Genomic DNA, 23,069 nt, shown 5'->3' on the forward strand with positions numbered 1-23,069 from the left:
TCAGCCCTGCGCGGCGACCGCGCCCACGACCTCGCGCAGCCGCGCGATCTGGTCGGGGATGGGATAGTGGTGGTTGCCGGTGAACAGCCCGTCGGTGTCGACGGCCTCGGCCGCGGGCACCGGGCCTGCGACGCTGTGGTCCAGCTTGGCGATGACCGGATTTGCCAGGAAATTGCCCGCGACCACCGGGCGCGATTCGATGCCCGCGGCGGTCAGGGCGCGCACCAGCTCGGCCCGCCGCCCGGCCAGCCGGCCGCGCAGGGTCATGGCAAAGCCGAACCACGACGACCTGCCCGTCTCGGCCTGGATGCGGACATCGGGCAGGTCGGCAAAGGCTTGCGCGAACAGCGCCCCGTTGGCGCGCCGCGCCGCCACGAACCCCGGCAGCCGTTCCAGCTGCGGCACGCCCAAGGCCCCCTCAAGTTCCAGCGGGCGCAGGTTATAACCGGGCAGCACGAACCGGAACTGGCGCACGAAGGGGTCTGGATCGACCGGCAGATGCGTGTCGGGGGGCAGGTCGCGCACCCAGCCATGCGCGCGCAGCGACAGCATCGTGTCATAAAGCTTGCGGTCGTCGGTCACGACCATCCCGCCCTCCATCGTGCAGATGTGGTGCGAGAAAAAGCTGGAGAAGGTGCCGAACAGCCCGAACGTCCCGGCCTGCCGCCCGCCCAGCGTGGCGCCCATCGACTCGCAGTTGTCCTCGGCCAGGATCAGCCCGTGCCGGTCGCAGATGGCGCGCAGGTCGGTCAGCGCGGCGGGGTTGCCCAGCAGGTTGACGGCCAGCACCGCGCGGGTGCGCGGGGTGATCGCGGCCTCGACCAGCGCGGGGTCGATGTTCAACGTGCCCGGGTCGATGTCCACGAACCGCAGCCGCAGGCCGTTCTGGGTGACGGGGAAATAGGTGGTGGACCAGCTGACGGCGGGCACGATCACCTCGTCCCCCGCGGTCCAGCCCAGGTCGGGGTGCCAGAAGGCGGCGGCGATGGCCAGCAGGTTGGCGGACGACCCGGACGAGGCCATCACCGCGTAACGGCTGCCGGCCCAGGCGGCGAACGCCTGCTCGAACGCGCGGACCTCGGCGCCCATCGTGAAGCGTCCCGACCGGATGACCCGGTCAAGCGCGGCATACTCGGCGTCGGCCCAGGTGGTCGAGGCAAGAGGATAGAACATGAAGCCCCCGCGGCGTCAGGCCTTTCGGCGGCCCGCCGGTTGTGTGCCCGGTTTGGGCGGCGGTGTCACGGGTGGTCACGCAGGGGGGCGCCTGTCGCCCCGCCGGGGATGCGCGGGGGACGGCAACGGCATCGGCCCGAAACGCAAAAGGCCCGCCAAGCGGCAGGCCCTGTGCATCCGTGCGTCGGGTCGGGCCGGTTCAGCCGCCCCAGGTCCGCAGCGGGCCGCAGTCCATGTGGACGAAGTTCGACCGAGAGTATTTGCCCACGCCGCCCGCCTTGCAGGTGGCCGCGGCCTTGTACATCTGGCCGACGGACCGCGACTTCAGCCGCAGGTCGGCCGCCTTGCCCGTCATGTGCAGCGAGTTGCGCGCCACCCCCGACGACCGCGACCGCAGCATGGCGTTGGTCTTGGGCGAGCGATAGCCCGACAGCATCATATAGGGTTCGTTGGTCTGCAGCAGCCGGTGGCTGGCGGCCGCGATGTCGATCATGCGCGGATCGACCCCGATCACCTGTCCGGTGCGCCAGTCGCGCATGAACACGTTGACCTCGTTCAGGGCGTCGCGGATGTACTTTCCCTCGACCCAATAGACGGTGTCGATGCTTTCGCCCGTCCTGCCCGAATACATGCGGACCCGGCGATAGTCGCCGGCCCCCCGGATGATGCCGAAGGCATTGGCCATCACCGGCGCCGCCGCGACCGTGGTCGCCGCGAATACGCCCAGAATGCCGCGACGCGAGAATTCGAAGGTCATGTTCAGATCCGCCTGTCCTGCGTTCGTTTCTGTGCCACCGGTGCGTGGCCGGTCCGGTTTAGATCCGGAATGACTAACAATATGTCATCAGCCGCGGTGTTGCGGAACGCTTCGTTCCACCCTCTGGCGATTTTGCGCCCGGATCGGCAAAAACTCGCCTAGCGCAACCTTAGGGCGAGTGGATGCAGGGCTTTCTGTTCCATGTTTGCAACGTCAAGGGCGTTTTCGCCACGCTCGCGCGGGCGTGTGTGGACCCCTTGGCCGGGGCCGCGCATTCCTGTGGCATGGCCGCACATCCCTCTTTCCCGCCCGTTTCCGCCCCGCAACCCCGAATCGTCCAGCCTCGCCAAGGGCTACGGCGGCGTCTTGCCGGCGCGGCACTGGCCGCGCTGATGCCGGTGGCGGCGCTGGCCCAGTTTACCGCGCCGAAGCTCGACTTTACCGCCGACCAGATCGCCCTTGCGCGGGCGGTCGCGCCCAACGCGGGACTGGCGTCGTGGTATGGTGGCCGGGGGCTGGCGCCGGTCTTTGCCGGGCCGCAGGCCGCCGCGCAACGCGCAGCACTGATCGCGGCGGTCGAGACGGCCCCCGCGCATGGCCTGCCGCCGCTGCGCTATGGCGCCGACCGCCTTCGGGAACTGGACCGGCCGGACGCGCCGCCGGTCATGGTCGAGGCGGCCTTCGCGCGCAGCTTTGCCGCCTGGGTCCATGACGTGCAGGGCGGCGTGCTGGACCCCCGCAAGATCGATTCGACCAACAAGCGCCAGGTGATCCGCGTGCCCGTCGATGAGCTGCTGGCGCGCTTTGCGACGGCGGCGGACCCCGCCGCGGTCCTGGCGCAGCTGGTGCCGCGCGACCCGCGCTATGCGATCCTGCAGCGGGCGCTGGCAGACGAAGGCGCGCTTGCCGCCCCGCCGGGCACGCCCGCCGTCCCGCCCGGCGCATGGCGCGAGGGGGTGCGCGGCGAAGGCGTGGCCGCGCTGCGCGCCCGCCTTGCCGCCATCGGCTTTGCCAGCGCCACGGCCGATCGGGCGCTGTTCGATGCCGCGCTGACCGACGCGGTCGCGCGCTATCAGGATCGCGCCGGACTGCCCGCCGATGGCGTGGCCGGGCCGAAGACCATCGCCCGGCTGAACCAGGGCCGTGGCCCGCGGGAACGCGCGCTGATGATCTCGCTGGAACGGATGCGCTGGCTGAACGGGCACGATCTGTCCGCGCGCCACCTGTGGGTCAACCTGCCCGAATACAGCGCCCATATCGTCGAGGGGGGACAGTCCGTCTTCCAGACCCGCGTGGTCATCGGCAAGACCGACCACGACATGCAGACGCCCGAGTTTTCCGACCAGATGGAGCATGTGGTCGTGAACCCCCGCTGGAACGTCCCGCGGTCCATCACCGTGCGCGAATACCTGCCGCGCCTGCAGGCCAACCGCCACGCCGTCGCGCATCTGGACATCATCGACGCAAAGGGGCGGGTGGTGTCGCGCGACCGCATCGACTTCGGCCGCTATACGGCGGCCAGCTTTCCCTATCGGATGCGGCAGAAACCCAGCGACGACAACGCCCTGGGACAGGTCAAGTTCATCTTCCCGAACCCGATGAACATCTATCTGCACGACACCCCGTCCAAGGGGCTGTTCAACGAGACGCGGCGCGCGTTTTCGCACGGGTGCATCCGCGTCGCGCGGCCGGTGGACCTGGCCCACGAACTGCTGCGCGGGCAGGTTGCGGACCCCGAGGCCAGCTATTCCCGCGCGCGGGCGTCGGGCAAGGAAAGCTGGCTGGGGCTGGACCGGACGCTGCCCGTGCATCTGGTCTATTTCACCCTGATCCCGGACCAGGACGGCACCATCCGCAGCTTTCCCGATGTCTATGGCCGTGACGCGGCCGTCTGGGCGGCCTTGGAAAAGGCGGGCGCGGCGGCCGGGGTGGAAACGCTCGCGCTGGCCGAGTAGAAGATGGCCTCGACAGGAGGCGCCGATGACCCTGACCATGACAGAGCTTGCCCGCGCGCTGGATGCGCGTCTGTGGGGCGATGGCGATATCCGCATCACCGGCGCGGCGGAACCGGCCGACGCGGGTGCGGTCCGGGACGGGGCGGGGCTGATTGCGATGGCGATGGCGCCCGCCTATGCTGCGCAGCTCGCGCCCGGCGCGGCGGCCCTGCTGTCCGAGGGGATGGACCCGCAGGCGCTGGGCCTGGCCGCGGCGGTGCTGGTCGGGCGGCCGCGGCTGGCGATGGCGGGGCTGACCCGCGCGCTGGACCGGGGCGCGGGCATGGCGCCGGGCATCCACGACAGCGCGGTGATCGACCAGACCGCCGAAATCGGCCCCGACGCCGCCATCGGCCCGTTCGCCGTGATCGGGCCGGGCGTGCGCATCGGCGCGCGGGCGCGGATCGGCGCCCATGTCGTGATCGGCCGCGACACCCGCATCGGGGATGACGCGCTGATCCACGCCGGGGTGCGCATCGCCCACGGCGTCACCGCCGGCGACCGGCTGATCGTGCAGTCCGGCGCGGTGATCGGCAGCGACGGGTTTTCCTTCGTCACGCCCGAGGAATCGGGGGTCGAGCAGGCCCGCCGCAATCTCGGCGGCCGCGGCGAGGTGACGCAGCAGCACTGGGTCCGCATCCATTCCCTGGGCGGGGTGACGCTGGGCCACGATGTCGAGGTCGGCGCCAACACCAGCATCGACCGGGGCACCATCCGGGCCACCAGCGTCGGCGACGGCAGCAAGCTGGATAACAACGTCACGCTGGGCCACAACGTCCGGGTCGGGCGCGATTCGCTGCTGTGCGGGCAGGTGGGCGTCGCGGGGTCGGCCCGCATCGGCGACCGGGTCGTGCTGGGCGGCCAATGCGGGGTCAGCGACAACATCTTTGTCGGCGACGACGTGATCGCGGGCGGCGCGTCCAAGATATTCACCAACGTCCCGGCGGGCCGCGTCATCCTGGGTTCGCCCGCGACGCGGATGCAGACCCAGGTCGAGATCCAGAAGGCCACCCGCCGCCTGCCCCGCATGGCCGCGCAGCTGGCCGAGCTTCAGAAAATCGTTACACGCCTGCTGGAAAAGGGCTGACCGGAGATTTCCCATGACGTCAGACGTCCACGACCGCACCCTGGCCATCATAGCCGAACAGGCGATGCTGGACCCGTCCGAAATCCAGCCGCAGATGACGCCGGCCGAACTGGGCATCGACAGCCTGGGGCTGGTCGAATCGATCTTCGCCATCGAGGAGGCGTTCGACATCTCGATCCCGTTCAACGCCAACGAACCCTCGCAATCTGATTTCGACATCTCGTCGATGGGGGCGATCGTCGCGGCCGTGGAAAAGCTGGTCGCCGCAAAGGGATGAACGCGAAACGCAAGCACGCCGACAAGGACCGCGACCGCCCCGCCGCACCCGCCGTCGCCGCGCCCCCGGCCGAGGCGCGGGGCGGGCTGCGCCGCGTGGCCATCACCGGGGCGGGCACGGTCAACGCGCTGGGGCTGGGCGTCGCCGACACGATGAAGGCCCTGCGCGACGGGCGCTGCGGGATCGGAGAGCTGAAGTTCCGCGACGTCGAGCGGCTGTCCGTCCGCATCGGGGCGCAGGTCCACAACTGGGAACCCGAGGCCTATTTCAACCGCCAGCAGATCGCGCTGTATGACAAGTTCACGCAGTTCACGATGCTGGCCGCGAAAGAGGCCATCGCCCAGGCGGGACTGGATTTCGCGGGCCGGCTGGGGCTGGAATGCGGCGTCATCCTGGGCACCGCCGGCGGCGGGCTGAACACCTGGGACGAAAACTACCGCGCCGTCTACGAGGAGGGGAAGAACCGTGTCCACCCCTTCGTCGTGCCCAAGCTGATGAACAACGCGGCCGCCAGCCACGTCTCGATGGAGTTCGACCTGCGCGGCCCGGCGTTCACCGTCGCCACGGCCTGCGCGTCGTCCAACCACGCGATGGGGCTGGCGTTCCAGATGGTGCGATCGGGGGCCGCGCGCGCCATGCTGACCGGCGGGTCCGAGGCGATGCTGTGCTTTGGCGGCGTCAAGGCGTGGGAGGGGCTGCGCGTCATGTCCAAGGACGCCTGCCGCCCGTTTTCCGCCAACCGCAACGGCATGGTTCAGGGCGAAGGCGCGGGCGTCTTCGTCTTCGAGGACTGGGACCACGCGCGCGCGCGGCGCCGACATCCTGGCCGAGGTGGTGGGTTTCGCCATGTCCGCCGACGCGCAGGACATCGTGATGCCCTCGGCACAGGGGGCCGAACGGGCGATGGCGGGCGCGATGGCCGACGCGGGCCTCAACCCCGAGCAGATCGGCTATATCAACGCCCACGGCACCGGGACGGCCGCCAACGACAAGACCGAATGCGCCGCCGTCGCCCACGCCTTTGGCCATCACGCTGACCGGCTGATGATCTCGTCCACCAAGGCGATGCACGGCCACGTCATCGGCGGCACCGGCGCGATCGAGCTGCTGGCCTGCATCATGGCGCTGCGCGAGGGCGTGATCGCGCCCACCATCGGCTATGAGGAGCCGGACCCCGAATGCGCGCTGGACGTGGTGCCCAACGTCGCGCGCGACGCGCGGGTGGATGCGGTGCTGTCGAACGCCTTTGCCTTCGGCGGGCTGAACGCGGTGCTGGCGCTGCGCCGCGTCTGAGCAAAGGGGCCGTCCGGGGTATCCCACGCTTGCGCCGCTGCTCGGCGCCCTGCCGTCCACCGGCATCGCGCTGCGACGCTGGGGCGTGCCGTGGCCGGTTCGTTTCTCGCCTGTCGGCACACGGGGCATCCTGACCTGAATCCTTGCGCGGGTGGCGCGGCTGCGTTCGAGTATTTCAGCCAAGAAGAAACCGCAGGGTGCGCCCCGGCCACCCCCGCCGGTCCAGCGGGAACGGGATGTCTCACCCGGCGACCGGGGCGGCTTCTCCTTGGGCGGTCATCGGCTCTCCAGCCTGTACCGCACGGGCAGCGTCGCACCGGGGTCTGAAGATCGGGTTAACGGCGGGCTTCTTCTTGGCGAAAATACTCATTGGACCGCGCCGCATGGCGGTCCGGTCCCCCCGTCGCCCCAGCCCTCGCACTTTCATTCGCCGCGCCGCTGCCCTATGCCTGCGGTGCGCAGACAAGGGCGAAGCAATGGCGAAGATCACCTATATCGAATGGAACGGCACCCGGCACGAGGTCGAGGTCAGGCCCGGCATGACCGTCATGGAAGGCGCGCGCGACAACAACGTGCCCGGCATCGACGCCGACTGCGGCGGAGCCTGCGCCTGTTCGACCTGCCATGTCTATGTCGCGCCGGAATGGGTGGACAAGCTGCCGCCGCGCGACCCGATGGAGGCGGACATGCTCGATTTCGCCTGGCAGCCCGATCCCGTGCGCTCGCGCCTGACCTGCCAGATCAAGGTCACGCCGGGGCTGGACGGGCTGGTCGTGCAGATGCCGGAAAAGCAGATCTGACGACGCCCGCGTCGCAATCCGACCGCCGCGGTGTCGTCCTGCGCCCGCGCCGCGCGCGGCCCGCGGCACATCATGCCCCATCCCCAGCAGCCAAAGGCGTGCCCGATGTCCGATCTTGTCCTGACCGTCGCCTGTCCGTCCCGCCGCGGCATCGTCGCGGCCGTTGCCGGCTTTCTGGCGCGGCATGGCTGCAACATCACCGACTCGGTCCAGTTCGACGACCAGGACAACGGCCGCTTTTTCATGCGCGTCGGGTTCCGCCCCGAGACGGGGGCCGATGCGGACAGCCTGCGCGCCGGGTTCGACGAGGTGGCGCAGCCCTTTGACATGGACTGGGCATTCCACGTCCAGGGGCACCGGGTGCGCGTGCTGCTGATGGTGTCCAATTTCGGCCACTGCCTGAACGACATCCTGTATCGCTGGCGCATCGGCGCGCTGCCCATCGACATCGTCGGCGTCGTGTCGAACCACCTGACCTATCAGAAAATCGTGGTGAACGCCGACATCCCGTTCCACCACATCCGCGTCACTGCCGCCACCAAGCCCGAGGCCGAGGCGCGGCTGATGGCGCTGGTCGAGGAATCGGGGGCCGAGCTGGTGGTGCTGGCGCGCTATATGCAGGTGTTGTCGGATGCCTTCTGCGCCCGCATGGCCGGGCGGATCATCAACATCCACCATTCCTTCCTGCCCAGCTTCAAGGGCGCGAACCCCTACAAGCAGGCGTATCAGCGGGGGGTCAAGCTGATCGGCGCGACCGCCCATTACGTGACCGCCGACCTGGACGAAGGCCCGATCATCGAACAGGACACCACCCGCGTCACCCACGCGCAGTCGCCCGAGGATTACGTCAGCCTGGGCCGCGACGTCGAGGCGCAGGTGCTGTCGCGCGCGATCCACGCGCACATCAATCACCGCGTGTTCCTGAACGGAAACAAGACCGTGGTGTTCCCGGCAAGCCCCGGCGGCTATGCCTCGGAACGCATGGGCTAGGCCGGCTGCGGCGATCAGGCGGCCGGCGGCTGCCAGGCCATCAGCATGTCGATGAAATCGGTGATGGTCGCGGCCATCTCGTCCCCGGCCGAGGTGCCGGGGCGCATCCAGACCTCCAGCCGGTTGTCCAGCGCCAGCGTCGTGATGCCGAACATGAAGCTGCGCCCGATCGCCGCGCGGTGCGAGGCGCGGCCTTCGGTCTCGCCCAGCAGCCGGCGGACCAGCGGCACAAAGCTGGCATCATAGCGGTGGAACGCGAAGGCGCCGCCATCCGTCGTCAACAGCCGTTCGGACACGATGCCGTAAAGGCCGCGGTTTTCCTGCGCCCAGGTGACATAGGCCGTCGCCAGCGCGATCAGCGCCGCGCGGTTGTCGCCCGGGCGCGCGGTGGCCACGGCGCGCGACATGGCGTCGGTCAACTGGACCGCGACATAGTTGCCGACCGCCTCGGTCAGGGCGCGGTCGTCGGCGAACAGCGTGCGCAGCGCAGAAACCTCGACCCCGGTCCGTTCCGCAAGCTCCTCGACCGTCAGGCGATGGGCGCGCACCTCCTGCAGGCACTGGATGGCTGCGTTGATCATGCGGTCGATCTGCGGTTCGCTCGGGGGCATGGCGTGCTCTGTCGTCAAAGATGGGGGCGTCAGCATGCGGCGCGCGGCCGGGATCAACGGCCCGGCCCGCGCATGTCTTGCGGGGGCATCAGCATCAGGCGGGGCCGCGCCCGCGTCCACCCCGACCTTCGTGGGTCATGCGCCGGCGCGCGACTGGCGCTTGCGCTCGTGCGGGTCCAGATGGCGCTTGCGCAGGCGCACGATCCTGGGCGTGACCTCGACCAGCTCGTCGTCGTCGATATAGGCGATGGCCTCTTCCAGCGACATCCGCACCGGGGGCGTCAGGCGCACGGCCTCGTCCGTGCCGGACGCGCGGACGTTGGTCAGCTTCTTGCCCTTCAGCGGGTTCACCTCAAGGTCGTTGTCGCGGCTATGCTCGCCGATGACCATGCCCTGATAGACCTGCTCCTGCGCGCCGATGAACAGCTTGCCGCGTTCCTCGAGGTTCCACAGCGCATAGGCCACGGACACCCCGTCCTCCATCGAGATCAGCACGCCCTGGCGGCGGCCCTGGATCGCGCCCTTGAAGGGCGTCCAGCCGTGGAAGATGCGGTTCAGCACGCCATTGCCGCGCGTGTCGGTCATGAACTCGCCCTGATAGCCGATCAGCCCGCGCGAGGGGACGTGGGCCACGATCCGGGTCTTGCCGTGACCGGCGGGGCGCATCTCGACCAGATCGCCCTTGCGGGCGCCGGTCAGCTTGTCGATCACCACGCCGGTATAGTCGTCATCGACGTCGATGATGACCTCCTCGACCGGTTCCAGCCGCTCGCCGTCCTCGTCGCGGAAGATCACGCGGGGGCGGGAAATCGACAGCTCGAACCCCTCGCGGCGCATGTTCTCGATCAGCACGCCCATCTGCAGCTCGCCCCGGCCCGACACGACAAAGGCGTCGCCGCCGGGGGTGTCCTCGACCTTGATCGCGACGTTGGTTTCCGCCTCGCGCAGCAGCCGCTCGCGGATGACGCGGGACTGGACCTTGGTGCCGTCGCGGCCGGCCAGCGGGCTGTCGTTGATGCCGAAGGTGACGCTGATGGTGGGCGGATCGATCGGCTTGGCCTGCAAGGGCGTGTCCACCTCGGGGGCGCAGAGCGTGTCGGCGACGGTGGCCTTGGTCATGCCCGCCAGGGTCACGATGTCGCCAGCCACCGCCTCGTCGATGGGGGTCTGGGTCAGGCCGCGGAAGGCCAGAACCTTGCTGACGCGGAACTGCTCGATCCGCTCGCCGTCCCGCGAAAGCGCCTTCAGCGTGTCGCCGGCGCGCGCGGTCCCCGCCTCGACCCGGCCGGTCAGGATGCGGCCGATGAACGGGTCGGCGCCCAGCGTGGTCGCCAGCATCTGGAACGGCTCGTCCCGGCGGGCCAGCTGCGCGGGGGGCTGGACGTGGCGCAGGATCAGGTCGAACAGCGCCGACATGTCCTTGCGCGGGCCGTCCAGCGTCTCGTCGGCCCAGCCGCCGATGCCCGAGGCATAGACATGCGGAAAGTCCAGCTGCTCGTCGCTGGCGCCCAGGTTCGCAAACAGGTCAAAGACCTCGTTCAGCGTCTGGTCGGGTTCGGCGGCGGGCTTGTCCACCTTGTTCAGGACCACGATCGGGCGCAGCCCCAGGGCCAGCGCCTTTGACGTGACGAACTTGGTCTGCGGCATCGGCCCCTCGGCCGCGTCCACCAGCAGGCAGACGCCGTCCACCATCGACAGGATGCGCTCGACCTCGCCGCCGAAATCGGCGTGGCCGGGGGTGTCGACGATGTTGACGCGCGTGCCCTTCCATTCGACCGAGGTGGCCTTGGCCAGGATGGTGATCCCGCGTTCGCGTTCGATGTCGTTGCTGTCCATCACCCGTTCGGCGACGGACTGGTTCTCGCGGAAGCTGCCGGACTGTTTCAACAGCTGGTCGACAAGCGTCGTCTTGCCATGGTCCACGTGGGCGATGATCGCAATATTGCGGATGTCCATGCTCGATCCTGTCTGAAATCTGGCCGTCCCCCTAAACGGGATCGCGGCAAAGGGAAAGCGCAAACAGGGAACGGGCCCCCGCAAGCGGAGGCCCGGCCATTTGACGCGGGGATGGCGGCCCTAGCGGCGGCGATAGGACAGGCCGCCCCAGATCCGGCCCTCGTCGCGGTGCTGCCCGCCATAGACGGCGCCCTTGTAGGCCGCGAAGGCCGCGACCAGCATCGACGCCGCCAGCATGAAGGCCGACAGGACGCCCGCCTTGCGCGCCGCCTCGGCGGCGTTGCGGGCGGTGTCCTCGGCCTCTTGCGCCAGGCGCTGCGCCTCGGCCCGGGCATCGGCCAGGGCCTGTTCGGCGCTGGCGCGCATCTGCTGGGCGCCGTCCACCGCCTGATCGACGCGCTGCCCGATCTCGGCCTCGGACAGGCCGGTGCGGGCGGCGGCGGCGCTGACCAGATACTGCCGGTCGGCGTCGCTGATCTCGCCGGTGCGGACCAGATTGCCGAAGATGCCCGCGATCTCGCGGCGCAGGGCCTCGTCGCCGGTCGCGGCGGCGGGGGTTCCCGCCGGGGCGCCGGCGGGCGCGGCGGCGGGGCGCAGCAGCGTGTCGGTGATATAGTCCAGCGGATTGGCCTCGAACCCGTCGGGCAGCGCCTCGGCCACCGCCGGCGCCGCGGCAGCGGCCGCGCCGCCCGCGGCCTGGCCCAGGCCCGACACGGCCCCGCCAGCCAGTTGCCCCGCGCCCTGCGCAATGCCGCCGACGGCGGATCCCGCCGCCTGCACGGCGGTCGACGCGGCCGAGCCGACGGCGTTCGTCGCGGCCCCGATCAGCGATGCGGCGACCATCGCGCCCAGCACCGCCGCCAGGCCCCAGACCGCCAGCCCGTGGATGCCGTCGCGGGCCGTCACCTCGTCAGCGGTGGCGTTGTCCACGCGCCGCCGCATGCGGCCGGCGATATAGCCGCCCGCCATGTAGGTCGCGATCATCGACACGATGATCCACAGCGCGGGCAGCACGACGGCGCCGAACCCCGGCGCCTCGCCCTCGCGCGCCGAGATGCTGCCAAGCCCCAGCGCCGCGCCGAAGGTGGTGGCGATCAGGCCGATCCCCAGCGCGACGACAGTGCCGGCAAGGATGGCGGGAATGTCGACGTAAGACCCGTCGTGCGGCGTGGCCGGGGCCGAGGCACGGGTCATTTCCTCTGTCCGATCGGCGGCCATCGTCAGCGCAGCCCCAGCATGGACAGGATGAACAGCACGACCACGACCAGACCGACAAGATAGATGATGGAATTCATGGGGCGTTTCCTTTTCGGTTGTTGACCCGGACGGGCCCGGTTCCGTTAGCCAAACCCCGCGCCCCGGCGCGGGTTCCCCGTGGCGCGCCGCGCGCCTGTCGGCGGGCGGGGCGGTGTGCCGGAGGGGCCGCTGCGGTCGGGCGGGCTGCGGCTGTCGCAGGGCGGCCGCGGTGGCGGGGGCCGCCCCCTGTGAATGCGCCCCTTTCGCGCGGGCCGGTCCCGCGAGACGGGACGTCCTGCGAGGGGCGCGCCGCCGTCAGATACCCGACGCCGCCAGATGCGCCGGCCCCGTGGGGGATGCCTGTGGAAGGGCGGCCGCCGCCGTCAGACGGCCGCCGCCAGACGTCCGCCGCCGTCAGATACCCGACGCCGCCAGACGGGCCGACCCCGTGGGGGACGCCGCTGCGGAAGGACGGCCGCCGCCAGACGTCCCATCCCGCCAGACGTCCCACCCCGCCAGATATCCGCCGCCCGGGACGGCGGACCCCGCGGGACGGATGTCCCTGCGGGAGGAGTCGCCGCCGTCAACTGGCCCGCCCCTGTCGTCCGTTCCAGGCGAGGCCGTCGCTGGCGCCCCAGTCAGGCGGCGTTGCCGCGCAGCCAGCGCAGGCCCGCCTCGGTCGTGGTCTGCGGCACGTATTCCGCGCTGACCCAGCCGCGATAGCCGGCGGCGTCCACCCGGCGGAAGAAGTCGGCATAGTCGATGTCGCCCACCCGCGGCTCGTGCCGCCCCGGCGCGCCCGCGATCTGCACGTGGCGGACAAGACCCGCGTGCCGGTGCCAGCAATCGGCCACGTCCCCGGTGATCAGATGGGCGTGATAGGCGTCGAACTGCAGCCCCAGGTTGGGCGCGCCGACGGCCGCGATCACCTCGGCCGCCAGGTCGAAATCGGCCAGGAAGTATCCGGGCATGTCGGCGGGGTTGATCGGCTCGACCGTCAGGCTGGCGTGGGGGGCGCGCGCGCAGGCCCACCGCAGGTTGTCGATGAACGTGGCGCGGGCGGCCGCCCCTTCTCCCTTGCCGGCCATGACATGGATGTGGCGGGCGCGCAGCACCTGCGCATAGCGCAGCGCGCGGTCGAAATCGCGGCGAAATCGGTCCTCTCCGCCGGGGATGGCGGCAAAGCCGCGCGGGCCGCCCGCCCAGTTCGGGGGCGGCGTGTTCAGCAGCACGAACTCCAGCCCCGCCGCCTGCGCGGCGGCCGACAGCTCCTTGGCGGACAGGTCATAGGGAAACAGGATCTCGACCCCGTCGAATCCGGCCCGGCGCGCGGCCGCAAAGCGGTCGATCATCGGCAGCTCGGTGAACAGAAAGGTCAGGTTCGCCGCAAAACGCGCCATTCAGCCCCCCAACGCAAAGACCGCGCCGCAGGAACGCAGCACCAGCCCGCCGTCCGGTCCCGGCTGGGCGGCCTCGACCAGGCGATAGAAGGTCTTGCGGTCGATCAGCGCGTCCAGCCCGCGCCGCACATGGACATAGGGGCGGGGCGCGCCGTCCCGATCCTCGACCCGGATGGGGTGGTCGGGACCGGCGGTCACGACGTCGCCCACGTTCGTCGTCAGCGTGATCGCGTCCGGCGCGATGTCGGCATCGACCGCCAGGAACGGCGCGTCCGCAACCCGGATGCCCAGCTTTTCCACCGGCGTCACCAGATAATACCGCTCGCCCTCGCGCCTGAGGATCGAGGCGAACAGGCGCACCATCTCGGGGCGGGCGATCGGGCTGCCGTCGTGGATCCAGCGGCCGTCGGGTTCGATGACCAGGTCCATCTCGCCGCAGAACGGGGGATCCCACAGATGCACCGGCGGCGGACCGCGGCGCCCGGCCGCGCGCGCGACATCGGCCAGGCCCGCGCCGGGCGCCGTGGTCTGCGCGGATTTCCCCTTGGGTTCGGCCATTGGCGATGGAGCCTTTCGGTTTCACACAATAGAATGGCATCTAGAACAGAACGGGGGCGTTGTCATGGCCGCAGAAGATAAACTGGTATCGGATGTGCGGGCGTTGGCCGAACGGCTGGTCGCCGCCCGTGCCAGCGTCGAGCGGCGCTTCGTCGGCCAGCACGCGGTCGTCGAACAGGCGCTGGCGGCGATCCTGTCGGGCGGCCACGCGCTGCTGGTCGGCCAGCCGGGCCTTGGCAAGACGATGCTGGTCGATACGCTGTCCACCGTTCTGGGGCTGGACAGCGCCCGCATCCAGTTCACCCCCGACCTGATGCCCGCCGACATCCTGGGGGCCGAGGTGCTGGACATCCGCCCCGACGGCACCCGCGCCTTTCGTTTCATCGAGGGGCCGGTCTTTACCCAGCTGCTGATGGCGGACGAAATCAACCGCGCCAGCCCCCGCACCCAGTCCGCCCTGCTGCAGGCGATGCAGGAGGGGCAGGCGACCGTCAGCGGCCAGCACCGCCCGCTGGGCCGCCCGTTCCACGTGCTGGCGACCCAGAACCCGATCGAGCAGGAGGGGACGTATCCGCTGCCCGAGGCGCAGCTGGACCGTTTCCTTGTGCAGATCGACGTGGATTATCCCGACCGCGACACCGAACGCGCGATCCTGCTGGCGACGACCGGGACGGACGTCGGCGCGGCCCATGCGGTGCTGGACGCGGGCCAGCTGATCGCGGCGCAGGCGCTGGTGCGCTCGATGCCGGTCGGCGAGGCGGTGGTCGCCGCGATCCTCGATCTGGTGCGCGGCGCCCGTCCCGGCGCGCCCGAGGCGCCGGGCTGGCTGGCCGACACGCTGGTCTGGGGGCCGGGCCCGCGCGCCGCGCAGGCGCTGATGCTGATGATCCGCGCCCGCGCGACGCTGGATGGGCGTTTCGCGCCCTCGCTGGACGACGTGGCTGCGATGGCCGCGCCGGTGCTGCGCCACCGCATGGCGCTGAGCTTTGCGGCCCGCGCGCGGGGCGACACGGTGGACGCCGTGATCGCCCGCCTGATGGCCGCCCAACAGATGAGCGCGGCGGCGTGATCACATCGGCGGAACCGGCGGGCGCAACGGCGCAGCCCTTCGCGGGTGCGGCGGCGCAGGGGCGCGTCCGCGGGCGCCACCAGGCGCGGCCGGGCGTGCCGCCCCTCGGGCGCGGTTGCGCATGGTAGGATCGCCCGACCCCGCGCGCGCCGACCCTGCCGCCCTGCGCGCCGCGGCCGAGGCTGCGGCGGCGGGGCTGCCGGCGCTGCTGCTGGCGGCCGAGAGGCTGGCCTCGGTCGTCGATGCGGGTGCGCACGGGCTGCGCCGGGCGGGCACCGGCGACGAGTTCTGGCAGTATCGGGCGGCGCAGCCGGGCGACGCGGCCAGCGCCATCGACTGGCGCCGCTCGGCCCGCACCGATGCGGCCTTTGTGCGCGAGCGCGAGAAGCAGTCGCCGCAGGCCGCCGCCCTGTGGGTGGCGGCGACCCCCGGCATGGACTGGTCCGGCGATCCAGCGCGGCCCAGCAAGCAGGCCCGCGGGATGCTGCTGGCGCTGGCGCTGGGGCTGGTGCTGCTGCGCGGCGGCGAACGTGTGGCGGTCGCCGGGCGGCCCGCGCGGGGCGGCCGCGCGCAGGCCGAGGCGCTGGGCCGCGACCTGATTGCGGCGGCGGGCGCGCTGCCCGATGCGGGCGCGCTGCGTCCGGGGCAGCGGCTTGTGCTGGTCGGCGACTTCCTGGACGACCCGGCGCCCCTTGCCGCGCTTGCGCGGCAGGCAGCGGCGCTGGGCGTCGGCGGCGCGCTGCTGCAGGTGCTGGACCCGGCCGAGGAGACGTTCCCCTTTGCCGGTGCGATCCGGTTCCGGGCGGCGGGCGGCGCTGCTGCCGATCACCTGACCCGCGACGCAGGCGCGCTGCGCGCCGCCTATCTGGCGCGGCTGGCCGACCGCCGCGTCCTGCTGGCGCAGATGGCGGATGCGGCGGGGCTGCGCTTTGGCACCCACGACACGGCCGCGCCACCCGCGCAGGCGCTGATGTGGCTGTATCAGGCGCTGGCGGAATGATCGGCGGCCTTTCCCCCGGCGCGCCATGCGCGCAACCGGCACCGGCGCGCGGATGCTGATGCTCGGCCCCCTGGGCTTTGCCGCGCCGTGGCTGCTGGGGGCGCTGGCCGCGCTGCCGCTGCTGTGGTGGCTGCTGCGCGCGCTGCCGCCCGCCCCGCGCGAGGTGGTGTTCCCCGGCACCGCGCTGATGGCCGGGCTGACCGACCCTTCGGCGCTGGCGCGGCGCACGCCGTGGTGGCTGATGGCGCTGCGGATGCTGGCGCTGGCGGCGGCGATCGCCGCCTTGGCGGGGCCGGTGTGGCGGCCCGACCCGCGACCGGCGGGCACCGGCCCGCTGCTGGTCGTGGTGGATGCTGGCTGGGCGGCGGCGCCCGGCTGGCCCCGGGCGCAGGACCGCGCGCTGGCGGCGATCGAGCAGGCGACGGGCGCGGGGCGGCCGGTGGCGGTGTGGCTGGCCGACGGGCAGGGCGGGCGCGGGACGGTGCGGTTCGGCGCCGCCCCCGAGGCCGCGGCCCGGATGCGCGCCGCGGTCCCGCAAGCCTGGGGCACCCGCTATCCCGATGGCTCGGCCCTGGCGGACGCGCCCGCATCCTTCGATACGCTGTGGCTTTCCGATGGGCTGGATCATCCCGGCCGCGCGGCGTGGCTGGCGGCGCTGGCGGGGCGTGGGGCGGTGACGGTCGTCCCGCCCGCCCGCCCGGTGCGCGCGCTGGCGCTGACCGGTGACGAGCCGCCCGCGCTGGTCCTGCATCAGGCGGGGGCGGCGGGCGCGGACCTGCCCGCCGTGCTGGCCGTCGGCCCCGACCCGCAAGGGGTGCAGCGGCAGCTGGCCCGGCTGGTCCCGCCTGCGCCCGAGACCCTGGCCAGCGGGGCGATTGCGGCAACGGTGCCGCTGGACCTGCCGCCGGAATTGCGCAACCGCATCACCCGCTTTGCCATCGAGGGCGAGGCCTCGGCCGGCGCCGTCGTGCTGGCCGACGACCGGGTGCGGCGCCGCAAGGTCGCGCTGGTCGGCGACGCCCGCGCGACCGAGGGGCAGGCGCTGCTGTCGCCGCTGCATTACCTGCGCCAGGCGCTGGCCGGGCGCGCCGATGTGGTCGAGGGGGGGCTGGCCGACGTGCTGCAGGCTGCGCCCGACGTGGTGATCCTGGCCGACGCGCAGGCCGACACCGACGCCGAGCCGCTGACGCGCTGGGTCGCGGCGGGCGGGATGCTGATCCGCTTTGCCGGTCCGCGCATGGCCGCGTCCGAGGATCTGGACGGCGATCCGCTGCTGCCCGTGCGGCTGCGGCCGGGCGGACGCGACGCGGGCGGGGCGCTGGCCTGGGGCGCGCCGCGCCCCCTTGCGCCCTTCGATGCGCAGGGGCCGTTCGCAGGCCTTGCCGTGCCGGGCGACGTGACCGTGCGCGCCCAGCTTCTGCCCGAGCCGGACCCGGATCTGGGCGGCCGGACCGTCGCGCAGCTGACCGACGGCACGCCGCTTGTCACCCGTGCGCCGGTCGCGCAGGGCTGGGTCGTGCTGTTCCACACCAGCGCCAACGCCGACTGGTCGAACCTGCCCTTGTCGGGGCTGTTCGTGCAGATGCTGGACCGGCTGATCCAGTCGGCCCGCGCGCCGCAGGCGGCGCAGCCCGCGCTTGCGGCCGAGGCCCCGCACTGGACCGCCCAGACCGTGCTGGACGGCTTCGGCCGCCCCGCGGCGCCCGAGGGGCTGGCCCCGGTCGCCGCCGAGGATTTCGCCGCCGGTCCCGCGCCGGGCGCGCCGGCGGGCGTCTATGCCGCCGGGGAACGGCGGGCGGCGCTGAACGCGGGCGGCGCGCTGGTTCCGGCGCTGGCCGCGGCCGACTGGCCGGGCGCGACGCTTTCCTCTGCCGCCCGCGCGCCCGGTCTGGCGCTGGGTGGCTGGCTGCTGGCGCTGGCGGCGGCCGCGCTGGCGCTGGATGCGCTGGGCAGCGGCTGGCTGGCCGGGGGACGCCCGGCCCGACGGACGGGCGTGCGCGCATGACGATCCGCCCCATGATCCGCCGCCGCGCCCTGCTGCTGGCAGCAGCCCTGCTGATCCCTGCCGCGGCCTTGGCGCAGACCGAGCTGCCGCCCCCGGACCCGCGGCTTGCGGCGGCCGCGAACCAGATCGCGCTGGCGCATGTCGCGACCGGCGACGAGGCCGTGGACCGCACCGCCGCCGAGGGGCTTGCGGGCCTGTCGCTGGCAATGGCGTTGCGCACCACGGTCGAACCGGGCCCCCCCGTCGCGGTCGATCTTGACGCGGACGATCTGTCGCTGCTGACGTTCCTTTACTGGCCGGTGACGGACAGCCAGCCGCAGCCCTCGCCGCAGGCCTATGTGCGGCTGAACCGCTTTCTGCGCGCGGGCGGCGTGATCCTGTTCGACACCCGCGACGGAGACGTGGCGGGCTTGGGCGCGCCCGACGGGTCCGCCGCCCTGCGCCGCCTGGCCGCGCCCTTGGACGTGCCGCCGCTGGCCCCGGTGCCGCAGGACCACGTTCTGACGCGCAGTTTCTATCTGCTGGACGATTTTCCGGGCCGCTGGTCGGGCAATCCGCTGTGGGCCGAGGCGCCGGCGAACCCCGCGGACGCGCCCGCCGCCGGGTTCCGCAGCCTGAACGACGGCGTCTCGCCGGTGCTGATCGGCGCGAACGCCTGGGCCGAGGCCTGGGCCATCGACGACCGCGGCCTGCCGCTTTACGCCGTCGGGCGCGGCTATGACGGCGAGCGGCAGCGCGAGATGGCGCTGCGCTTTGGAATCAACCTGATGATGTATGTGCTGACCGGCAACTATAAATCCGACCAGGTGCATGTGCCCGCGCTGCTGGACCGGCTGGGCCGGGAATCGGACGGGGGGCGGCCGTGACCGCGCTGGCGTTCGATCCGCTGCTGCCCTGGGCGGCAGTGGGCGCGCTTGGCGCGCTGGGGCTGCTGGCGGCGGCCGTGGCGTGGTGGCGCGGCCTGCGCGGCTGGGGCTTTCGCGGGCTGGCCGCGCTGGCGCTGACCGCCGCGCTGGCCGGGCCGGTGCTGGACAGCGGCATCCGCCGCAGCTTGAGCGACATCGTCATCCTGATCGAGGATGCCAGCGCCAGCCAGACCCTGCCCGGCCGCGCCGAACAGGCGCGCGCGGGGGTGGACGCGCTGGCGGCATCCGTTGGTGCCCTGCCGGGGACCGAGCTGCGCCGCATCCGGCTGGGCGACGATCCCGACGGCACGCTGCTGGGCGCGGCGCTGACGCAGGCGCTGGCGGCCGAACCCGAGGGCCGCGTGGCGGGCGTGATCGCCGTCACCGACGGGCGCGCCCACGATCCGGCCGCGATCCCCGCGGGCGCGCCCGCGCCGGTCCATGTGGTCCTGACCGGGCAGCCCGCCGACTGGGACCGGCGGCTGGTCATCGACGAGGCCCCGGCATTCGGCCTGATCGGCCAGCCCGTCACCATCCGCCTGCGGATCGAGGATCAGGGCGCGGTGCCCCCCGCCATCGCGGGCGGTGCGGCGACGCTGCGCCTGTCGATCGACGGCGCCGACGAACAGGTGCTGGCGGTGCCGCCCGGCGTCGTCATCGACGTGCCGGTGACGCCCGCCCATGCCGGACAGAACGTCGTGTCGGCCCGCATCGACCCGCCCGAGGCCGCGCCCGCGCAGCTGACCGACCTGAACGACACCGCCGTCATTCAGATCGAGGGGGTCCGCGACCGGCTGCGCGTCCTGCTGGTGTCGGGCGAGCCGCACGCGGGCGAAAGAACGTGGCGCAACCTGCTGAAATCCGACACGAACGTCGATCTGGTGCATTTCACCATCCTGCGCCCGCCCGACAAGATGGACGGCGTGCCCATCGAAGAACTGGCGCTGATCGCCTTTCCGACCGACGCGCTGTTTCGCGACCGGATCGGGGATTTCGACCTGATCATCTTTGACCGCTATCGCATCCGGGGCATCCTGCCGGCCGACTATCTCGAAAACATCCGCCGCTATGTCGAGGAGGGGGGCGCGGTGCTGGTCGCCTCGGGGCCGGAGATGGCGGGCGTGGAAAGCCTGCACCTGTCGCCACTGGGGCCGGTCCTGCCGGGGCGTCCCACCGGGCGCATGCTGGAACAGCCGTTCCGGCCCGCGCTGACCGACGCGGGGCGGCGCCATCCGGTGACCGCCGGGCTGCCCGGCGCCGAGGGCGCGCAGCCCGCATGGGGACGCTGGCTGCGCATGGGCGAGATCATTCCCGACGCCGGTGCCGAGGTGCTGATGACCGGCGCGGCCGATCAGCCGCTGCTGGTCGTAAACCGCGTGGGAAAGGGGCGGGTGGCGCTCTTGACCTCGGACCAGGTGTGGCTGTGGGACCGGGGGTTCGAGGGCGGGGGGCCGCAGCTGGAACTGCTGCGCCGCGTCGCGCACTGGTCGATGAAGGAACCCGAGCTGGAGGAGGAATCGCTGTCGGCGCAGGTCGCCGCGGACCGGACGGTGACGGTGACGCGGCACACGATGGGCGACAGCGCGGGGCCGGTCACGGTGGCCGGGCCGGACGGGCAGACCCGGACGCTGGCGCTGACGGATGAGGGCGACGGGCGCTTTGCCGCAAGCTTTGCAGCCGACCGGCCGGGGCTTTACCGGCTGGCCGACGGCGATCTGACGCGGCTGGTCGCGGTGGCGGCCGCCGCCCCGCGCGAGTTCGAGGAAACTGTCGCCGACCCCGCCGCGCTGGCCGGGCTGGTCGAGGCGACGGGCGGGTCGGTCGCGCGGCTGTCGGACGGCGTGCCGGGCGTGCGCGCGGTCCGCGCCGGACGCCCCGCCGCCGGCATGGGTGTCGCCGCGCCTTGGATCGGCATCACCCCGCGCGGCGCGCAATCGGTCGAGGGCACGACGCGGCGGCCGCTGATGCCGCAGTGGGCATGGCTGGCGCTGATCGCCGGGCTTGCGCTGGCCGCCTGGCTGGTCGAAGGCGGGCGCCTGCGAGGCCGCGTCCAGGATCAAGGATAAGCTGCAAGTGACTGACATCAGACGACGAACATTCGTGACCGGCCTGCTGGCCGTGACGGCGACCGTGACGGCGACGGGGGCGCTGGCCGATGCGCCGCGCCCGCCCCGCAAGCGGGTGCCCCCGCCCGAGGTGCTGCTGCCCCGCGCGCGGCTGGGGGACGCCCGGCTGGGCTGGGCGGTGGTGGACCGGACCGGCGCGCTGATCGAGGGGCGCAGCGCGGGCGACCCCATGCCGCCCGCCAGCACGCTGAAGACGGTGACCGCGCTTTACGCGCTGGACCGGCTGGGCGGCGATCATCGCTTTGTCACCCGCGTCCTGCGCTCGGGCGACACGCTGGTTCTGGCGGGCGGGGGCGATCCGTCGCTGGACAGCGACCGTCTGGCGCAACTGGCCACCGAGGTCGCCGCGGCCGCGGGCGACTGGCGGCCGGTGCGGCTGGCGGTCTGGGGCGGCGCGCTGCCGCGCGTCGATCAAATCGCGCCGGGGCAGGCGGTGCAGCTGGCCTATAACCCGACGCTGTCGGGCATGATGCTGAACCACAACCGCGTCCGGCTGGGCTGGCGCTGCGCGGAACGCTGCGACCTGACGATGACGGCGACGGGCACCCGGCAGGCGCCGCGCGCCTTCGGCATCGACGCCGCGCTGGCGCCCGCGTGGTCGCACCGGGCGGACGCGGGCGGCGAAAGCTGGGGGGTGCCGCGTTCGACCCTGGGGCGGTCGGGGGAACGCTGGCTGCCCGTGCGCAACCCCGAACTGTATGCGGGCGACGTGTTCCAGACGCTATGCCGCGCCGCCGGCCTGCCGATCCGGGCGGTCGAGGTGGCCGGGGCCGAACCCACGGGCAGCCTGCTGGCCGGATCCGCCAGCCTGCCGCTGCGCGACATCCTGCGGGGGATGCTGAAATACTCGACCAATCTGACGGCCGAGGCGGTCGGGCTGGCGGCCAGCGGCGCGGGCGACCTGCCGGCGTCGGCGGCCGCGATGCGCGACTGGGTGGCCGCGCAGGGCGTCGGCGGGGCCGAGTTCGCCGACCATTCCGGGCTGGGCGCGTCCAGCCGCATCGCGCCGCTGGTGCTGGCGCGGCTGCTGGCGCCGTCCGCAGACGTGCTGCGGCCGCTGCTGAACGCGGACCCGGTGGGGCCGGTGGGATTGCCGGTCAACGCCAAGACCGGGACGCTGAACTTTGTCGCGAACCTTGCGGGCTATGCCACCCGGCCGGACGGGGCCGAGCTGTCGTTCGCCTGCATGATCGGGGACGAGGGGCGGCGGCAGGCCAGCGAGGGCGCGGAACTGCCCGATGGCGTGATCGGCTGGACCGACCGCGCCCGGTCCTTGCAGGCGGCGCTGTTGATGGGCTTGGGCAACGAGCCGCCGCGCCCGCTGCCGCCCGAGATCTGAGGCGTCTCAGCCCTGCAGCAGCTGGTGGCGGGCGCGGGCCGACAGCTCGATCGCGGCGGCGTGCAGGCGCGAGATGTCCAGCTGGTCGCGGATCTCGACCAGCATCCGCAGTTCCGCGTCGCGCAGCCGGCCGTCGGCGGCGGCCACGTCGCAGGCCAGCGCATAGGCCGTGTCGTAAAGCCGGGGCGGCAGGGCGTCGCGCACCAGGCCGAACAGCGCGTCAAGGCCGTCCTCTTCCTCGAACAGGGTCATCACCGTCTGCGACACGGCCCGCAGCCGGTCGATGTCATAGCTGGCAAAGACCGGCGTGTGGTTCACGATCCGTTCGATCGCGACCAGTTCGGCCGTGCGCACCGTCTCGTCCGAGGCAGAGACGGCGACCATCACCGCGACCAGCGCGTCGCAGGGGGAAAACGAGGGAAGTTCGATGGGCACGGGCGGCGGCTTTCGGGGATTGTTGACGATGGCCCGCCCGACCGCTAGGCGGATCGCC

At 72.4% G+C, this 23,069-nt stretch carries 19 protein-coding genes and 1 pseudogene; 12 read left to right on the forward strand and 8 right to left on the reverse strand.

All coding sequences use genetic code 11. The features are described 5' to 3' along the window. Together EPA64_RS02710 and mepK are read right to left on the reverse strand one after the other, a co-directional pair. A complete protein-coding gene (locus EPA64_RS02710) occupies nucleotides 1–1,173 on the reverse strand; it encodes a DegT/DnrJ/EryC1/StrS family aminotransferase (protein ID WP_134724677.1) in 1,173 nt (390 codons plus the stop codon). A 199-nt stretch (nucleotides 1,174–1,372) separates the two neighbouring features. Next, nucleotides 1,373–1,930, reverse strand: coding sequence for a peptidoglycan L,D-endopeptidase MepK (gene mepK, locus EPA64_RS02715; protein ID WP_134724678.1), 558 nt, complete (start codon nucleotides 1,928–1,930; stop codon nucleotides 1,373–1,375). A 398-nt stretch (nucleotides 1,931–2,328) separates the two neighbouring features. Here mepK and EPA64_RS02720 point away from each other — a divergent pair, with 398 nt between their 5' ends. From EPA64_RS02720 to purU, 6 genes and pseudogenes are all read left to right on the forward strand, one after another. Then, entirely contained in the window at nucleotides 2,329–3,885 is a 1,557-nt protein-coding gene (locus EPA64_RS02720; RefSeq protein WP_484217444.1) for a L,D-transpeptidase family protein, read from the forward strand. 25 nt (nucleotides 3,886–3,910) lie between these two features. After that, nucleotides 3,911–5,011, forward strand: coding sequence for a UDP-3-O-(3-hydroxymyristoyl)glucosamine N-acyltransferase (gene lpxD / locus EPA64_RS02725; protein WP_134724680.1), 1,101 nt, complete (start codon nucleotides 3,911–3,913; stop codon nucleotides 5,009–5,011). Nucleotides 5,012–5,024: 13 nt separating this feature from the next. After that, complete coding sequence (locus tag EPA64_RS02730) at nucleotides 5,025–5,288, forward strand: acyl carrier protein (protein ID WP_134724681.1); 264 nt, start codon at nucleotides 5,025–5,027, stop codon at nucleotides 5,286–5,288. Between the two features lie 86 nt (nucleotides 5,289–5,374). Next, nucleotides 5,375–6,581 (forward strand): annotated as a pseudogene (locus EPA64_RS02735) (beta-ketoacyl-[acyl-carrier-protein] synthase family protein). A gap of 476 nt (nucleotides 6,582–7,057) precedes the next feature. Further along, nucleotides 7,058–7,381, forward strand: coding sequence for a 2Fe-2S iron-sulfur cluster-binding protein (locus EPA64_RS02740; RefSeq protein WP_134724682.1), 324 nt, complete (start codon nucleotides 7,058–7,060; stop codon nucleotides 7,379–7,381). A gap of 105 nt (nucleotides 7,382–7,486) precedes the next feature. After that, nucleotides 7,487–8,371: a formyltetrahydrofolate deformylase gene (gene purU / locus EPA64_RS02745; RefSeq protein WP_134724683.1), complete on the forward strand. Its 885-nt coding sequence runs from the start codon at nucleotides 7,487–7,489 to the stop codon at nucleotides 8,369–8,371. A gap of 14 nt (nucleotides 8,372–8,385) precedes the next feature. Here the strand turns inward: purU and EPA64_RS02750 are convergent, their stop codons facing one another. From EPA64_RS02750 to EPA64_RS02770, 5 genes are all read right to left on the reverse strand, one after another. Further along, a complete protein-coding gene (locus EPA64_RS02750) occupies nucleotides 8,386–8,982 on the reverse strand; it encodes a TetR/AcrR family transcriptional regulator (protein ID WP_134724684.1) in 597 nt (198 codons plus the stop codon). Nucleotides 8,983–9,117: 135 nt separating this feature from the next. Further along, nucleotides 9,118–10,938, reverse strand: a complete 1,821-nt coding sequence (gene typA, locus EPA64_RS02755; protein WP_134724685.1) for a translational GTPase TypA — start codon at nucleotides 10,936–10,938, stop codon at nucleotides 9,118–9,120. Nucleotides 10,939–11,058: 120 nt separating this feature from the next. Beyond that, nucleotides 11,059–12,132 (reverse strand): hypothetical protein, encoded by a 1,074-nt coding sequence (locus EPA64_RS02760; RefSeq protein ID WP_134724686.1) that lies wholly within the window; start codon nucleotides 12,130–12,132, stop codon nucleotides 11,059–11,061. A gap of 680 nt (nucleotides 12,133–12,812) precedes the next feature. Further along, the gene (locus EPA64_RS02765; RefSeq protein ID WP_134724687.1) at nucleotides 12,813–13,574 is read right to left on the reverse strand and encodes a hydroxypyruvate isomerase family protein; all 762 of its coding nucleotides are present in this window, start codon (nucleotides 13,572–13,574) and stop codon (nucleotides 12,813–12,815) included. Continuing rightward, nucleotides 13,575–14,132, reverse strand: coding sequence for a DUF1285 domain-containing protein (locus tag EPA64_RS02770; RefSeq protein WP_134724688.1), 558 nt, complete (start codon nucleotides 14,130–14,132; stop codon nucleotides 13,575–13,577). It lies immediately after the preceding gene. A 64-nt stretch (nucleotides 14,133–14,196) separates the two neighbouring features. Here EPA64_RS02770 and EPA64_RS02775 point away from each other — a divergent pair, with 64 nt between their 5' ends. The 6 genes from EPA64_RS02775 (at nucleotide 14,197) to EPA64_RS02795 (ending at nucleotide 22,576) form a co-directional block, all read left to right on the forward strand. Beyond that, nucleotides 14,197–15,201, forward strand: a complete 1,005-nt coding sequence (locus tag EPA64_RS02775; RefSeq protein ID WP_134724689.1) for an AAA family ATPase — start codon at nucleotides 14,197–14,199, stop codon at nucleotides 15,199–15,201. A gap of 121 nt (nucleotides 15,202–15,322) precedes the next feature. Next, entirely contained in the window at nucleotides 15,323–16,201 is an 879-nt protein-coding gene (locus tag EPA64_RS02780; protein WP_134724690.1) for a DUF58 domain-containing protein, read from the forward strand. Between the two features lie 25 nt (nucleotides 16,202–16,226). Continuing rightward, on the forward strand, nucleotides 16,227–18,206 hold the full coding sequence (locus EPA64_RS02785; RefSeq protein ID WP_342773335.1) for a BatA domain-containing protein: 1,980 nt from the start codon (nucleotides 16,227–16,229) through the stop codon (nucleotides 18,204–18,206). Further along, complete coding sequence (locus tag EPA64_RS16975; RefSeq protein ID WP_342773336.1) at nucleotides 18,203–19,072, forward strand: DUF4159 domain-containing protein; 870 nt, start codon at nucleotides 18,203–18,205, stop codon at nucleotides 19,070–19,072. The genes EPA64_RS02785 and EPA64_RS16975 overlap by 4 nt, the downstream gene beginning before the upstream one ends. Continuing rightward, on the forward strand, nucleotides 19,069–21,177 hold the full coding sequence (locus tag EPA64_RS02790) for a glutamine amidotransferase (RefSeq protein ID WP_134724691.1): 2,109 nt from the start codon (nucleotides 19,069–19,071) through the stop codon (nucleotides 21,175–21,177). The genes EPA64_RS16975 and EPA64_RS02790 overlap by 4 nt, the downstream gene beginning before the upstream one ends. Before the next feature lie 7 nt (nucleotides 21,178–21,184). After that, nucleotides 21,185–22,576: a D-alanyl-D-alanine carboxypeptidase gene (locus EPA64_RS02795; RefSeq protein ID WP_246026573.1), complete on the forward strand. Its 1,392-nt coding sequence runs from the start codon at nucleotides 21,185–21,187 to the stop codon at nucleotides 22,574–22,576. 6 nt (nucleotides 22,577–22,582) lie between these two features. On the opposite strand, the gene EPA64_RS02800 is transcribed toward EPA64_RS02795, so the two are convergent. Next, a complete protein-coding gene (locus tag EPA64_RS02800) occupies nucleotides 22,583–23,011 on the reverse strand; it encodes a tellurite resistance TerB family protein (RefSeq protein WP_134724692.1) in 429 nt (142 codons plus the stop codon). Nucleotides 23,012–23,069: the final 58 nt, after the last annotated feature.

Source organism: Paracoccus luteus, from assembly GCF_004522155.1.
In the GTDB taxonomy this organism is placed as follows: Bacteria; Pseudomonadota; Alphaproteobacteria; order Rhodobacterales; family Rhodobacteraceae; genus Paracoccus; species Paracoccus luteus.

What these genes read in the sequence shown, in the direction of transcription:
- EPA64_RS02710 (WP_134724677.1), bottom strand. Translation starts at nt 1,173, where the DNA reads ATGTTCTATCCTCTTGCCTCGACCACCTGGGCCGACGCCGAGTATGCC.
- mepK (WP_134724678.1), bottom strand. Translation starts at nt 1,930, where the DNA reads ATGACCTTCGAATTCTCGCGTCGCGGCATTCTGGGCGTATTCGCGGCG.
- lpxD (WP_134724680.1), top strand. Translation starts at nt 3,911, where the DNA reads ATGACCCTGACCATGACAGAGCTTGCCCGCGCGCTGGATGCGCGTCTG.
- EPA64_RS02730 (WP_134724681.1), top strand. Translation starts at nt 5,025, where the DNA reads ATGACGTCAGACGTCCACGACCGCACCCTGGCCATCATAGCCGAACAG.
- EPA64_RS02740 (WP_134724682.1), top strand. Translation starts at nt 7,058, where the DNA reads ATGGCGAAGATCACCTATATCGAATGGAACGGCACCCGGCACGAGGTC.
- purU (WP_134724683.1), top strand. Translation starts at nt 7,487, where the DNA reads ATGTCCGATCTTGTCCTGACCGTCGCCTGTCCGTCCCGCCGCGGCATC.
- EPA64_RS02750 (WP_134724684.1), bottom strand. Translation starts at nt 8,982, where the DNA reads ATGCCCCCGAGCGAACCGCAGATCGACCGCATGATCAACGCAGCCATC.
- typA (WP_134724685.1), bottom strand. Translation starts at nt 10,938, where the DNA reads ATGGACATCCGCAATATTGCGATCATCGCCCACGTGGACCATGGCAAG.
- EPA64_RS02760 (WP_134724686.1), bottom strand. Translation starts at nt 12,132, where the DNA reads ATGACCCGTGCCTCGGCCCCGGCCACGCCGCACGACGGGTCTTACGTC.
- EPA64_RS02765 (WP_134724687.1), bottom strand. Translation starts at nt 13,574, where the DNA reads ATGGCGCGTTTTGCGGCGAACCTGACCTTTCTGTTCACCGAGCTGCCG.
- EPA64_RS02770 (WP_134724688.1), bottom strand. Translation starts at nt 14,132, where the DNA reads ATGGCCGAACCCAAGGGGAAATCCGCGCAGACCACGGCGCCCGGCGCG.
- EPA64_RS02775 (WP_134724689.1), top strand. Translation starts at nt 14,197, where the DNA reads ATGGCCGCAGAAGATAAACTGGTATCGGATGTGCGGGCGTTGGCCGAA.
- EPA64_RS02780 (WP_134724690.1), top strand. Translation starts at nt 15,323, where the DNA reads ATGGTAGGATCGCCCGACCCCGCGCGCGCCGACCCTGCCGCCCTGCGC.
- EPA64_RS02785 (WP_342773335.1), top strand. Translation starts at nt 16,227, where the DNA reads ATGCGCGCAACCGGCACCGGCGCGCGGATGCTGATGCTCGGCCCCCTG.
- EPA64_RS16975 (WP_342773336.1), top strand. Translation starts at nt 18,203, where the DNA reads ATGACGATCCGCCCCATGATCCGCCGCCGCGCCCTGCTGCTGGCAGCA.